Annotated in this window: 11 protein-coding genes; 3 read left to right on the top strand and 8 right to left on the bottom strand. The window is 72.4% G+C overall.

The features are described from left to right. The first annotated feature begins 237 nt into the window (after positions 1 to 237). On the top strand, positions 238 to 1,428 hold the full coding sequence (locus AC060L_RS31360; RefSeq protein ID WP_483798717.1) for an IS110 family RNA-guided transposase: 1,191 nt from the start codon (positions 238 to 240) through the stop codon (positions 1,426 to 1,428). An 8-nt stretch (positions 1,429 to 1,436) separates the two neighbouring features. Here the strand turns inward: AC060L_RS31360 and AC060L_RS31355 are convergent, their stop codons facing one another. After that, positions 1,437 to 2,189 (bottom strand): DUF4118 domain-containing protein, encoded by a 753-nt coding sequence (locus AC060L_RS31355; protein ID WP_483802353.1) that lies wholly within the window; start codon positions 2,187 to 2,189, stop codon positions 1,437 to 1,439. A gap of 284 nt (positions 2,190 to 2,473) precedes the next feature. Here AC060L_RS31355 and AC060L_RS31350 point away from each other — a divergent pair, with 284 nt between their 5' ends. Further along, a complete protein-coding gene (locus tag AC060L_RS31350; protein ID WP_483802352.1) occupies positions 2,474 to 4,693 on the top strand; it encodes an MMPL family transporter in 2,220 nt (739 codons plus the stop codon). Positions 4,694 to 4,759: 66 nt separating this feature from the next. Here the strand turns inward: AC060L_RS31350 and AC060L_RS31345 are convergent, their stop codons facing one another. Continuing rightward, positions 4,760 to 6,265 (bottom strand): glutamate synthase subunit beta, encoded by a 1,506-nt coding sequence (locus AC060L_RS31345; protein ID WP_483802351.1) that lies wholly within the window; start codon positions 6,263 to 6,265, stop codon positions 4,760 to 4,762. Positions 6,266 to 6,356: 91 nt separating this feature from the next. Next, positions 6,357 to 6,860: a hypothetical protein gene (locus AC060L_RS31340; RefSeq protein WP_483802350.1), complete on the bottom strand. Its 504-nt coding sequence runs from the start codon at positions 6,858 to 6,860 to the stop codon at positions 6,357 to 6,359. Here AC060L_RS31340 and AC060L_RS31335 point away from each other — a divergent pair. Next, positions 6,841 to 6,981 carry a hypothetical protein gene (locus tag AC060L_RS31335; RefSeq protein ID WP_483802349.1) on the top strand — a complete coding sequence of 47 codons (141 nt, stop codon included), beginning with the start codon at positions 6,841 to 6,843 and terminating at the stop codon, positions 6,979 to 6,981. The genes AC060L_RS31340 and AC060L_RS31335 overlap by 20 nt on opposite strands. A gap of 154 nt (positions 6,982 to 7,135) precedes the next feature. On the opposite strand, the gene AC060L_RS31330 is transcribed toward AC060L_RS31335, so the two are convergent. The 5 genes from AC060L_RS31330 to AC060L_RS31310 form a co-directional block, all read right to left on the bottom strand. Then, the gene (locus tag AC060L_RS31330) at positions 7,136 to 7,555 is read right to left on the bottom strand and encodes a VOC family protein (protein WP_483802348.1); all 420 of its coding nucleotides are present in this window, start codon (positions 7,553 to 7,555) and stop codon (positions 7,136 to 7,138) included. A gap of 73 nt (positions 7,556 to 7,628) precedes the next feature. After that, positions 7,629 to 8,069: a helix-turn-helix domain-containing protein gene (locus tag AC060L_RS31325; RefSeq protein ID WP_483802347.1), complete on the bottom strand. Its 441-nt coding sequence runs from the start codon at positions 8,067 to 8,069 to the stop codon at positions 7,629 to 7,631. Between the two features lie 5 nt (positions 8,070 to 8,074). Then, positions 8,075 to 9,013 carry an oxygenase MpaB family protein gene (locus tag AC060L_RS31320; protein ID WP_483802346.1) on the bottom strand — a complete coding sequence of 313 codons (939 nt, stop codon included), beginning with the start codon at positions 9,011 to 9,013 and terminating at the stop codon, positions 8,075 to 8,077. Between the two features lie 316 nt (positions 9,014 to 9,329). Next, the gene (locus tag AC060L_RS31315) at positions 9,330 to 11,519 is read right to left on the bottom strand and encodes a tetratricopeptide repeat protein (protein WP_483802345.1); all 2,190 of its coding nucleotides are present in this window, start codon (positions 11,517 to 11,519) and stop codon (positions 9,330 to 9,332) included. 101 nt (positions 11,520 to 11,620) lie between these two features. Then, complete coding sequence (locus tag AC060L_RS31310; protein WP_483802344.1) at positions 11,621 to 12,787, bottom strand: hypothetical protein; 1,167 nt, start codon at positions 12,785 to 12,787, stop codon at positions 11,621 to 11,623. Positions 12,788 to 13,161: the final 374 nt, after the last annotated feature.

The following is a 13,161-nucleotide window of genomic DNA, read 5'->3' as shown; positions in this document are numbered from 1 at the left end:
GTCAGGCGGCCCTACGTTGTTGATGGGTCGATGAAGCCAGTCGTATGGTCTTGATCACCCAGGGGTGCTGGGTGTGGCTTTCAGGCGGCTGCCGCTCGTGGCTCTCATGGCTTGGCCGCCCGGCACCCCACGACGACTCGGCCGCTGATTAGGAAGTGCGACAAGATCGCTGAGTAGGGCAATGCCGGCGAGGTCGTCCGTGGTAAGCACTGCATCGACGAGCACGGCAGGAGAACGATGAGCCGGATATGGGCGGGGATCGACTGCGGCAAGGCCCACCACCACTGCGTCGTCATCGACGCGGAAGGCAGGAAGCTGCTGTCCCGACGCGTGGTCAACGACGAGCTGGAGCTGCTGCAACTGCTGGACGACGTCCTCGACCTGGGCGAGGAGGCCACCTGGGCGGTGGACATGGCCGACGGCGGTGCCGCGTTGCTGATCACCCTGCTGGTCAACCACGGCCAGCCGCTGCTCTACATCCCCGGCCGGGCAGTCAACCGGGCCACGGACGGATACCGGGGCGAGGGCAAGACCGATGCCAGGGACGCGCTGGTCATCGCGGACCAGGCTCGTGTTCGCCGAGACCTGCGGCCCATGCGCCCTAGCGACGAGGCCACCATCGAGCTCAAGTTGTTCACGGCTAGGCGGACCGATCTGGTTTGTGATCGTACCCGGGCGGTCAACCGGTTGCGCGGGACGCTGACTAGTGTGTTCCCGGCGCTTGAGCGCGTGTTGGAGCTGACCAACGCCGGGCCGCTGGTGCTGCTGGCCGGCTACCAGACCCCGGCGGCCATCCGCCGAGCGGGTGTGAGCCGCTTGGAGAAGTGGCTGGGCAACCGCAAGGTTCGAAGCGCTGCCGCGCTGGCAGCCGCCGCGCACGAGGCCGCGGAGCGTCAGCACACCTCTGTGCCGGGGGAGAAGGCAATCGCCCAGATGGTCCAGGCCCTGGCCGAGGAGGTGATGGTCCTCAACGGGAAGGTCGCGGAGATCGACAAGCTCATCGAGGACCGGTTTCGCAAGCACGAACTCGCCGATGTGATCGCCAGCATGCCTGGCATCGGGCCTGTGCTCGGCGCTGAGTTCCTTGCCGCGATCGGCAGCGACATCACTTCGTTCGCGAGTCCTGACCGTCTCGCGTCGTTCGCGGGCCTGGCCCCGGCACCTCGGGACTCCGGGCGCGTCAGTGGCAACCTTCACCGCCCTCAGCAGTACCACCGCGGGCTGCAACGGGTCTTCTACACCTCGGCGTTGATCAGCATCGGCTGTCATACAGAGTCCAGGCGCTTCTACGACCGCAAGCGCGCTGAAGGCAAGCGTCACAAGCAGGCGGTCCTTGCCCTGGCCCGCCGACGGGTCAACGTTATGTGGGCACTCATCCGTGACGGACGGTGTTACCAAGCTGTACCTCCGGTTGCCGCAGCGGCTTGACAACTTCATTAGGAAGCCTTGACCGGGCGGTGCAGTGAGTCGAGGGCGGCGCCGGCCTGGTCGGCGAGGGTGACCGCGACGAGCCGGGCCTGGCGGGACGGCACCGCACCGGGAGTGGGTTCGAGCATGAACCGGCCGATGTACTGGCCGTTGCGCGACATCCGCAACTCCACGTCCTCGTTCGGCAGGCCGAGCCGGTCGGTGTCCCACACCTGCCCGCCGACCAGGATCGAGCCGTCGTGCTCCAAGCGCGGCGGGTGGCCCAGCAGCGAGCCGTACTCGAAGCGGCAGCCGCGCAGTTGGAGCAGGTCGATCAGCTGCTCGCGGACCTGGTCGACGACGGTCAGCGTCGAGTTCGGCGAGCGGGCCAGCACCGCGGTGTCGCTGAGGGCGCGCAGGTAGCCGGCGCCGGTGACCGCCACCAGTTTGAACCGCCTGGCACGGGCGGCCAGTTGGGAGACCGCCAGGCCGACGGTCAGCAGCAGGACGGCGGTGGTGAGGTCGGCGGACTTGCTGATCGCGAACTGTTCGTACGGACGGGTGAAGAAGAAGTCGAACCAGAGCGCGGCACCCACGGCGGCCAGCGCCCCCGCGACCGGCCGGCCGAGTGCCGCCACGGCCACCACGACGACGACCAGCAGCAGCGCGACGTTCGTGTTGGCCAGGTGGGACCGGAACGGCAGCAGCACCGCGCAGAGCGCGATCGGGGCCGACACGGCCGCCAGTAGCGCGGCCGGGCCCCGGGTCAGAAATCGGCGCATCGTGCACCTCCTGATCTCTGGTGTAGGCAGGCCGGGCGCGCGGCGCAAGTGGCAGCCGTGAGCGTTGACGCGATCCTTGCGCCGACCGGCACCGCAGACCGGCCCCGCCGGCCCGCACTGCCGACCAGGAGCAGGCTCCTGGTCGGCGGTACGGGTCGGACCCTGGTCCCGCTCGCGGTCTCGCCCTGCGCAGGACGAGAACGGCGGGTGCGCCGTGATGGTCTGGAGATCGGCCGGGAACCACCGGCAACTGCTCGACAACTGCTCGACCGACGGAGGACATTGTGATCCGAGCCCTGACCGGGTTCTCCACCAGGAACCCGTGGAAGGTGATCGCCGGCTGGGTGGTCCTGGGGATACTCCTGACGATCCTGAGCCAGGCGCTGATGTACCGGGTGACCCAGACTCAGACGGCCGGCTTCCTGCCCAAGAGCTACGACTCGGCCGCCGCGATGACGATCGCCCGGGACCAGTTCGGGGCGAAGTCCGACGCGAACCCGGTGACCGTGCTGGTCGCCAGGGCGGACGGCAGGCCGCTGACCGCCGCGGATCAGCAGCGGATCGACGCCGAGGCGCAGCGGCTGGGCCGGCAGAGGGTCGCCATGCCCAGAACCCGGCAGTCGACGCCGCTGCAGCACGACTACTCGCAGACCCCGCAGGTCGCCCCGGCCATGGTCGCGCCGGACCGCACCTTCGAGCTGCTCGGCGCCGATCTGGTCGGCAACTCCGCGGATCCCGGCCTCCAGGACACCTTCCGGGCGTTCCGGGACAGCACCAGGACCGAGTTCGCCGCGATGGGCATGCGGACCGGCTTCACCGGCGGCCTGGCCGACCAGCTCGACTCCGCGGACGCGACGAAGAACCTCACCACCATCGCCTCCGGCTGCATGCTCGGGCTGATCGTGCTGATCCACGTGCTGGCGTTCCGGAGCATCCTGGCGGCCTTGGTGCCGCTGCTCTCGGTGATCCTCATCGGGGGCGTGGCGAGCGGCGCGGTGGTGGGGACCGCGCTCCTGACCGGTATCGAACTCGACCCTTCGGTACCGCAGTTGATCACCGTGGTGCTGCTCGGGATCGGTATCGACTACTTCCTCTTCATGATGTTCCGGTTCCGTGAGCAACTGCGCGCCAACCCTCGTCAGCACCGCCGAGACGCGGCCGCCGAGGTCGGTGGGCGGGTGGGCACCGCGGTCACCTCGGCCGCGCTGACCATCGTCGCCGCCTTCGCGACCCTCGGGGTGGCCGGCTTCGGGCAGTTCCGGGTGCTCGGCCCGGCCATCGCGGTCTCGGTGCTGGTCATGCTGCTGGCCGGCCTCACGCTGATGCCGGCCGTGCTGTCCGCCGCCGGCCGCAAACTGTTCTGGCCCTCCCGGGCGCTGCGGCGCGAGCCGCGCGAGGGCACGGCCGCCCACCTCGGCAGGCTGGTGGCCCGGCGGCCGCTCGCGGTGGCCGTCGCCTCCGTCGCGCTGCTCGGCGCGCTCGCCGGCGGGCTGGCCGGCATGAATATGGACTACGGCCTGGGCGGCGGCGGCCCGCGCACCGCCGCGCAGAACACCGCCGCCGAGGTCTCCCGTGCGCTGCCCGCCGGTGTCTCCGACCCGACCAGCGTCTACCTGGAGACGAAAGACGCGAGCCCGCTCGACCCCGGCAGGCTGGACGGCCTGGCGCACGACCTCGGCCGGGTCGCAGGGGTCGGCCAGGTTGCGAAGCCGGTGCTCAGCGGGAGCGGGCAGGCGGCCAGGATCGACCTGTACCTGACCGCGGACTCGCAGTCCCAGCAGGCCCGCGACCTGGTCTCCGGTCCGGTGCGCGCGGTGGTCGCCAGGGAGACGCCCGCCGGCCTGGTGGCCCATGTGGGTGGCACGCCGGCCGTCTTCGCCGACGTCTCGGCCGCCGTCGGCCATGACCTGAAGCTCGTCTTCCCGGTCGCGGCGGCGCTGATCGCGCTGATCCTGGTCCTGCTGCTGCGCAGCCTGCTCGCGCCGGTGATCCTGATGCTCTCGGTCGGCCTCGGCTTCGCGGCCACGCTCGGCTCGGCGACCCTGCTGTTCCAGCACGCGATGCACCGGCCGGGTGTCGATTTCACCCTCCCGCTGGTGCTGTTCCTCTTCGTCGTCGCGCTGGGCACCGACTACAACATCCTGATCAGCGACCGGATCCGGGAGGAGATGGAGCAGCCGGGGCAGGCCCGTGCGGCGGTGGCGCGGGCCGTGCGGCACACCGGGCCGGCGATCGCGACGGCCGGCCTGGTGCTGGCCGGTTCGTTCGGCAGCCTCGCGGTGACGCCCGGGACGGCCACCCAGCAGGTCGGCTTCGCGACGGCACTGGGCATCCTGCTCTCCGCCTTCGTGCTGTCGATCGTGCTGGTGCCCGCGATGGCGGCGATGCTCGGCCGGAGTGTCTGGTGGCCGCTGCGGCCGGGGCGGGCCGCGGCGCGCCACCGCCCGGAGCGGCGGGACGTGGCTCCGCCCGGCCCCGCGCCCGACCGGATCCCGGTGCGTTGACCGGGGCCGGACGGTGGGGCGCGGGGCCCGATGCTGGGGGGCCGCGGCCGGACGGTGGGGGTGCGGTCAGACCGCGAGGGGGCGGTCCGCCGGGGTGATCGGGGCCGGCAGGGCGGTCGAGCCGGTCAGGTAGCGGTCCACGGCGGCGGCCACCGAGCGGCCCTCGGCGATCGCCCAGACCAGCAGCGACTGGCCGCGCCCCGCGTCACCGGCGACGAACACGCCGTCCAGCCCGGCGGCGAAGCCGTCGTCCCGGGCGATGCTGCCGTCTGCTCCGGTCGCGAGCCCCAGGTCGGCGAGCAGGCCGCCGTGCTGCTCCGGTCCGCTGAAGCCCAGCGCGAGCAGCACCAGGTCGGCCGGGAGGTCGCAGTCGGTGCCGGGCAGCGGCTGCCGCCCGGCGGGCTCGGCCTCGGCCAGGTGCAGTGAGCGGACGTGGCCGTCCGGGGCGCCGTCGAGCCGCAGCGTGGCGGCGGCGAAGACCCGCGCGTCCGGACCGCGCGCGGGTGCGGCGCTGCGGGAGGCCGGGGGAGAGAACGCCTGCGCCTCCTCGTGCGAGGTGGTCAGCCGGTAGAGCTTGGGATGGACCGGCCACGGCTGCTCGGCCGCCCGCCGCTCGCCCGGCCGGGGGTTGATGTCCAGCTGGGTGACGTCGGCCGCGTGCTGGCGCAGTGCGGTGCCCAGGCAGTCGGCGGCGGTGTCGCCGCCGCCGATGATCACCACGTGCTTCCCGTCGGCGCTGATCGGCGGCTCGGCGAGATCACCCGCCGCGACCCGGTTGGCGAGCGGGAGGTACTCCATCGCCTGGTGCACGCCGGCCAGCTCGCGCCCTGGTATCGCCAGCTCGCGCCGGCGGGTCGCGCCGACCGCCACCACCACCGCGTCGTACCGCGCCCGCAGCTCGGCGGCCGGCAGCTCGGTGCCGACTGCGACGCCGGTGCGGAACCGGGTGCCCTCGGCGCGCATCTGCGCGATCCGCCGGTCCAGGTGGCGCTTCTCCAGTCGGAAGTCCGGGATTCCGTAGCGGAGCAGGCCGCCGATCCGGTCGGCGCGTTCGTAGACCACGGTGGTGTGGCCGGTCCGGGTCAGCTGCTGGGCGGCGGCGAGCCCGGCCGGGCCGGAGCCGATCACGGCGACGGTCTTGCCGGACAGGTACTCCGGCGGCAGCGCCCGGTCGTGGCCGAGTTGCCAGGCCTGCTCGGCGATCGCGAGCTCGACGTTCTTGATCGTCACCGGATCGGAGTCGATCGCCAGCACGCAGGCGCTCTCGCAGGGGGCCGGGCAGAGGCGTCCGGTGAACTCGGGGAAGTTGTTGGTGGAGAGCAGCCGGGCGACGGCCGCCCGCCAGTCGTCGCGGTAGACCAGGTCGTTCCAGTCCGGGATGAGATTGCCCAGCGGGCAGGCGGCGTGGCAGAACGGCAGGCCGCAGTCCATGCAGCGCCCGGCCTGCGCGCCGACAATGGGCAGCAGGCTCTGCCCGGCGTAGACCTCGTTCCAGTCCGCCACCCGCTCCGCGGCCCCCCGGCGGGGCCTGAGCTGCCGGGGGGTGGTGAGGAAGCCCTTCGGATCGGCCATCGGCCGCCTCCGTCAGCATCGGCAGATGTCGCGGTATGGCCGATTTATGCTCATTCGGCAGCCGTTTAATCCCCGATGCGGAATCAGGCTGTCACGGTGTCCGCTGCGCGGTCACGACGACCGGGCTCAGCGCGACGTCCGACTCCTTGGTGGTGGACGCGATCGGGCTCGCCGTCGCGCCCCGGGCGAGGTTCTCGGCGCCGACGACGACGCTGTCCACGGTGTGGCCGGCGGAGTCGGTGAAGTCCACCCGCACGGCGTACGAGGCGGTGTCGGTGCCGCTGTTCGTGATGGTCACCACCGCCGCGTTCAGTCCGCCGGTGTTCGCCTTGGGCACTCCGGTGAGCACGACATCGCCGAGCGCGTTGCCGCTGCCGGCCGCGGTGGCCAGGGCGGCCGAGGCCGAGGCGCGGGCATCGGCGCCGGCCGCCGAGACCGAGGCCTCGAAGGAGGCGGCCGCGGAGGAGTTCGAGGCGGCTGCCGAGGAGACCGCGGCGGAGGCCGAGGAGGCGAGCGTGCTCAGCCCGGGCGGGACGGATCCGGAGAACGAGGCCGTCGCCGGGGAGAACGTGGGGGTGGCGGTGGTCGACGGCATCGAGGGGTTCGTCGAGGAACTGCTGCATGCCGAAAGACCGGTCAGCGCACCGGCGGCCACGACCAGTGTCGCCGCCAGCGCGGTGCGCCGCGCCCCACCGGCCGTGGTCCTTCCCGAGTGACTCCTGTGACTCCTGTGGCTCCTGCTCACGAAATCCGCCCAGCGTCCAGGGCCGGGACCGCTCCCGTGCCATCCCCCTCACCGTCACCCGGCGCGGCGGCGGCCGCGACCCGCACTGGTCCATCCGGAGCGCGGGTCGGAGCCGGAGCGAGGGCTCACATCTCCCGGAGCTGGGTGAGCCGGATGTTGTTGCCGGACGGGTCGCGGAAGCCGCAATCACGGCCGTACGGCTGGTCGGTGGGCTTCTCGTTGAACTCGACGCCGCGCTCCGAGAGCTCGGCGTAGGCGGCGTCGCAGTCGTCCGTGGTGAGGAAGACGGTGCCGGCCGCGCCCTTGGCGGTCAGCTCGCGCACCTGGCCCTGCGTATCGGCGTCGAACACCGGCGGGCCGGGGATCGCCATCAGCACGATGGCGACGTCCTCCTGTCCCACCGGGCCGACCGTGAGCCAGCGGAAGTTCCCCATCTCCTCGAGCGTGACGTCGCTGCGGACCTCCATGCCGACCTTCTTGGTGTAGAAGGCGAGCGACTCGTCCTGGTCGTGGACCCAGAGTTGGGCGGTGGCGATTCTGATCATCGGATTCTCCCGGTGCGTGATTCGTCGGTGGTGCCCGGCCGCCGGGTGGTGCGCGGCCTTGCCGGCGATACCGTCACGCTATTGCGGGGCCTTGCGCGCCGTCTTCTCGAAACGTGCGGTGTTGCGGCCGCCCGTACGCGCGTTGCACGCAGCCGGGGATGATCGCGTGCGCGGTGGCCGGCGGGAAGGCGGCCCGGTAGGCGGCGGGCGTCAGCCCGAACATCCGGGTGAAGCTGGTGGTGAACGACCCCAGGCTGTTCAGCCCGACGTCGTAGCAGATCGTGGCGATCGGCCGGTCGGTGCCGCGCAGCAGCGTGGCCGCCCGCTCCAGCCGCCGGGTCAGCAGGTACGCGTGCGGCGACTCACCGAACGCCCGCCGGAACTCGCGGCTGAAGTGAGCCCGGGACAGGCCGGCCGCGGCCGCGAGTTCGGCGACGGTGAGCGGCTCGGCATAGCGGACGTCGGCGAGATCCTTGGCGCGGATCAGATGGCGGGCGGGGGGAAGGGCGGCCATGGCACTCAAATCGTTGCTTCAGCCGCCGGCGGCGTCAGGGCCCAGCGGATCGTCCTGGTCAGGCCGCCGGCCGCCAGTCGTACGCCGGTCGCCTCCAGCACCGGCAGGTACGGCAGCCGCAGCGGCACCCGGGCCCACCAGGGCAGCAGCGAGACGGCGCCGGCGGCGAGCACGGCGTACGGCGGCCGGGCGGCCCACGGCAGCGGCGGCCGGTACAGCAGGTAGCCGGCCGCCTCCCGGGCCTGCGGCGTGCCGCGCAGCTCGGCGCGGTACTCCGCCAGCCGGGCGGCCAGCTCGGCCTGGTCGCGCGGCGGATCCGGCACGCCGAGCGCGGTGGCGACCCGGGCGGTGTCGGCGACGTAGCCGTCGTACCCGTCCTCGTCCAACGGCCTGGCGCCGAACCTGCGGTGGGCGCGCAGGAAGCTGTCGATCTCGGCGATGTGCACCCAGGCGAGCAGATGTGGATCGGAGGCCGCGTACGGCTCGCCCGCCGCCGTGGTGCCACGCACCCGCTCGTGCACGGCCCGGACCCGGTCCACCGCGTGCTGGGCGTCCGCGGCCGTGCCGTAGGTGGTCACCGCCAGGAACGTACTGGTGCGCTGCAGCCGGCCCCAGGGATCGCCCCGGTAGCCCGAGTGCGCCGCGACGGCCGCCATGGCGAGCGGGTGCAGCGACTGGAGCAGCAGCGCGCGGAGCCCGCCGACGAACATCGAGGCATCACCGTGCACCACCCGGATCGGCCGGTCCGGCCCGAACCACCGCGGCCCCGGCGTGTCGTGGATCCGGCTGCGGGCCGTGGTGGCGTCCGGCCCGGCGACCCGGGTCAGCAGCTCCGTGCGCAGCCGCTGCCGCACCACGCCGAGGCGGCTGGGTATCGCCGCTCGGCCGTCGCCGCTCCTGCTACTGCCGTCCACGCCGGTGTCGCCGGCACTGTCAGCCGCCATGCCGCCACTCTACTGAAGCTGCGGGCGGGGCTGCGTGGGGATCCGGCCTCAGGCGACCGGTGTGCCGTCTGCCGCGGGCGGGGTGGGGTCTAGGGCGTGTCTCACAATTCGCGTCGGATCAGCGCGCGGCTCCCCCAGCCTTCGGCCGGGAGGTGCCCCCAACACCCAGCCTTCGGCCGGGTGGCGCCCGGCTGGGCGTGCCGGCGAAGCGTCCTCGTACTGGGTCGTACTTGGGCGCTTCGCCGGTGCGTCCGTGGGGGCACCTCCCGGCCGGAGGCTGGGGGAGGGATGCCCGGCGTCGCGCGCCCGGCGGGAGTTATGAGACACGCCCTAGCAGCGCCGCCACTTCCTCGGCGTGCTCGTCGCCGCCCGCTGCCAGGTGGTCGGTGAGGTCGGTGCGGGTCGCGGCGTGGTTGCCGAGGCGGGCGTGGCAGCGGGCGCGGCGCAGGAGCAGCTCGGTCCGGTCCGGGTTGGCCTCGTCGGCGAGGGCTGCGGTGTACTCGGTGATCGCCTCGTCCCAGCGGTGCAGTTCCTCCAGCAGGAACCCGCGGTTGTAGTGCAGGTCCGGGTTGCCCGGGTCCTGGGCGACGGCGGCGGTCAGGTCGGCGATCGCCTCGTCGAGGCGGCCCTGGGCGTGGGCCGCGAAGGCACGGTTGACCAGGGCCTGGGACAGCTCGGGATCCAGTTCCAGGGCTCGGGTGAAGGCCGACATGGCCTCGTCCGGCTGCTCCAGTTCGAGCAGGGCCAGGCCGAGCGTGCAGTGCAGCCGGGCCTCCTCGGGAGTCAGGGCGAGGCCGGTTCGGGCCTGGTCGGCGGCCTCGGCCGGTGCGCCCTGGTCCAGCAGCAGCGAGGCGAGTGACACCCGGGCCTCGGTGAACTCCGGCTCCAGGTCCAGCACATAGCCGAAGTCGGCGAGGGCGGCGTCGGTCTCGCCGAGCTCGGCGTAGGCGTTGCCGCGGTTCCAGTAGGCCTCGGGGAACGGCGGGCCGAGCCTGATCGCCTCCTGGTAGTCCGCCAGAGCGGCTTCGAACGAGCCGAGTTGGAAGTTGAGGTTGCCCCGGTCGAAGCGGTACTCCGGGTACTGCGGGTCGACCGTGACGACGTGGTCGAACTCGATCAGCGCCTCCTGGGCGCGGCCGAGCGCGGTCAGCACCTGGGCGCGGTTGTGGTGCAGTACCGAGCGGTGCAACTGGTGCTTGTCCGCTCCGAGTTCCTTGTCCAGTCGGTCCAGTCCGGCGGTGACCAGCTCCAGCGCGGCCGTTAGGTCCTTGCGGTGGGTCTGGACGAGGGCCTTGCCGTTGTTCATGAACACCGCGTGGAACGCGCGGTCCTCGACGTCGGGCAGCGACTCGGCCGCGCCGATGGCGGTGTTGACGTACGCCAGGGCGCGCTCGTGGTCCTTCTGCTCGGGCCCGTAGAGCCGGGTGTAGAGCATGCTCAGCGCGTAGTAGACCGACATGTGCACCTTGAGCCTGGTGGTGCGGGCCAGCAGGTCGAAGTAGAGCTGTTCGGTCTCGGCCGGCCGGTCGAGCAGGGCGAGGCACTGGGCGGCCAGTAGCCGGGCCTCGCGGTAGGAGGTCTCGTCGTCCGGCTCGACCAGTGCGGCCATCCGGTCGGCGAGTTCGAGGCCGGCGTCGTAGTAGCCCAGGCCGACGCACCGGGAGGTCGCCTCGCGGCAGGCGGCCAGGCCGGCGGTGTGCGGAGCGCGGCCGCGCTCGCGGTGGAACACGACGGCGCCGAGCCGCAGGCTCAACTCGCCGCGCAGTTCGAGCTCGTCGGCCCGCCGGTCGTGCAGCGTGGCGCGCTGCCGCGGGTCCAGCGCCAGGTAGGCCGCCTGTGCCTCGGGGTCGTCGGTGGCACACTCGGCGGCGATGTACGCCCAGGCGAGCACCTGTCCGTCGGCGCCGGCGTTCGCTGCGGGTCGGACCGCCTCCGGGGCGGCGGCCAGGCGGCGCCGCTCGGCGTGGGCGGCCACGCTCGCTCGCAGCGGCAGCGGCGGCTCGGCGTCCGGACCCGTCATGACGATGCGCACCGCGGCTGGATCGAGTCGGCGCAGCGCGAGTTCGAGGAATTCGAGATCCGTGAAGTCGGCCTGGTCGACGTTCCGGTACACCAGAACGGCCGGGCCCTGGTCGGCGCGGGCGGCCCAGGCACGCAGCAGGTCGATGAGCCCGTGCGAGATCCGGCGGGTGCGCAGCCGGGAGTACCAGCGGGTCCGTTCATCGGATCCGGCCTGCGAGGTGAGCGTGCCGCTGACGAGACCCACCAGCGGTTGCGTCTCCGGCGCGACGGCCAGTACCTCGACGGCGTGCCGGATCAACAACTCGGGTGCATGCTCGTGGAGTTCGGGGACCAGCAGGCGAAGCAGCGAGCCGGTCGCGGTGTACGGGCCGCGCAGCCTGCGGTTGGCGTCGACGTGCAGGACGCGCCCCGCCTCGTCGGCGAGGAGCGCGCTGGCCTGGGCGCGCTCGGCGGTGAGCCAGAGGTGCTGGGGGGCATCGGACATGGCGGACTCCACGAGGTGGCATCGGAGTTGGGCGTCAGGGGCGGAGCGGCGGAGCTGGTCGAGCGGCGAGCGCGGCGAGATCGGGGAGCGTGCGGAGCGGCTCAGGCGGCGGTGGCGGCGGTGGCGGCGCTGCGCAGCCGCCGGCGGTCGCGCAGCGTCATCCCGGCGAGCAGCCCGAGCTGGCCGAGGATCGCGAGGGCTGCTGCGGCGGAGTCCCAGAAGTGCGGATTGCCCAGTTCGCCACTGCCGATGCCGTGGACCAGCCGGACCCCGAATCCGCCCACCACCGGGACGATCCCCCTGACCACCACCACGATCGTCAGGGCGCCGCAGAACAGCACGAACGGCGCGTAGCGGCGGGCCAGTTTCCGGTCCCGCGCGGTCCAGCCGGACTCGTCGGCGAGCCGGCCGGTGCGGCCCAGCGCCCGCCACAGGGTGTTGCCCAGGTAGCTGCGGGAGAGGCTGTGCAGGTCGGGGCAGCGCAACAGCAGCGAGACGACGTGGTACAGGTCGGTCTCCATGAACACCATGAACTGCCAGCCCATCCGCAGCAGCGTCATGTAGGCGAGCCCGCAGGCGACCCGGCCGATCGTGGTCACGCCGCCGCTGGCCAGCCGGTCCACCTCGCCGACCCCGATCAGCGCGGCGAAGAAGAGCGCGTCGGCGACCAGTCCGGCGCAGAACGGCAGGATCCGCTTGGCCCGTGGCACGCCCATCAGTCCGGCGAGCGTGGTCTCGAAGACGATGAACAGCAGCCGTCGCCCGATGCTGAGCCGGCTGGGCAGGCCGAGCCGGCGCCCGGCGAGGATGTGGAACGACTCGTGCCAGGCGACGCCGACCAACTGCGCTGCGAAGAAGACGAGTTCGATGACCACGATGGAGCTGCTGAAGAACACCTTGGACGGCGTGGGATGCAGCTCGGGGACGGTGACGGCCAGCCAGCCGGCGGCCGAGACGAGCAGCGCGTACAGCACCCAGGCGGGCGGCGAGAAGGCCAGTCGGCCGAGCCTGCGTCCGCGCACCGGTGGCGGCGGCTGCTCCGCCGGGTCCGGCGCCAGCGGGTCGCGCAGGAACTCCAGCTCCCGCAGCGTGTCCACCAGGTCCTCGATGTCGGCGAGTTCACCGTAGGTGTGCTGGTACCAGTCGCTGACCTCGGTGACCGTCTCGCCGTCCAGGAGGTGTCGGACCGCACCGGCCGCGTCCGCGGGGAAGACCGCGAAGGAGTCGATGTCCGGTCGGCCGATCACGGTCTCCTCTCCCTCGTCCACGAAGGTCAGTGCATGGAAATGAATTCGGGCTGCCGCGTCCACCACGCCTCCTGCCGTCGGATTCGCCGGCCGCGGCCGGCTGGGCATGGGTGCCCCGGGGGGGGGGGGGGGAGAAGACCACCACACAGGGAGGTGTTTTCCAAAGTTTGGGGAGGGGGAAGGGGGGGTTGGGGGGGGGGGGGATCCCCTGGGGGGGAGAAAAAAAACCCCCCCCCCCCCCGGGGCGGCTTCATCAGAGGTTGGAGCAGGGGCAGGTGTAGAACGGCGTGGCGGTGCTGGTCAGACGAACCGGACCGGTCTTGCGAACCTGGAGCTTCTTCATGGCGGATCTCCTTCGCTGAGGTGATGGCGATGATGATCGAACTCGCAGCAAT

It is taken from the genome of Kitasatospora sp. NEAU-69, from assembly GCF_057158765.1.
Note: the sequence above shows the minus strand (reverse complement) of the source record. Positions and strands in the feature narration are given on the sequence as shown.

Coding starts and splice junctions, on each gene's coding strand:
- AC060L_RS31330 (WP_483802348.1), bottom strand. CDS start 7,555: ATGATCAGAATCGCCACCGCCCAACTCTGGGTCCACGACCAGGACGAG.
- AC060L_RS31340 (WP_483802350.1), bottom strand. CDS start 6,860: ATGCCGTCGACCACCGCCACCCCCACGTTCTCCCCGGCGACGGCCTCG.
- AC060L_RS31315 (WP_483802345.1), bottom strand. CDS start 11,519: ATGTCCGATGCCCCCCAGCACCTCTGGCTCACCGCCGAGCGCGCCCAG.
- AC060L_RS31360 (WP_483798717.1), top strand. CDS start 238: ATGAGCCGGATATGGGCGGGGATCGACTGCGGCAAGGCCCACCACCAC.
- AC060L_RS31325 (WP_483802347.1), bottom strand. CDS start 8,069: ATGGCCGCCCTTCCCCCCGCCCGCCATCTGATCCGCGCCAAGGATCTC.
- AC060L_RS31345 (WP_483802351.1), bottom strand. CDS start 6,265: ATGGCCGATCCGAAGGGCTTCCTCACCACCCCCCGGCAGCTCAGGCCC.
- AC060L_RS31320 (WP_483802346.1), bottom strand. CDS start 9,013: ATGGCGGCTGACAGTGCCGGCGACACCGGCGTGGACGGCAGTAGCAGG.
- AC060L_RS31355 (WP_483802353.1), bottom strand. CDS start 2,189: ATGCGCCGATTTCTGACCCGGGGCCCGGCCGCGCTACTGGCGGCCGTG.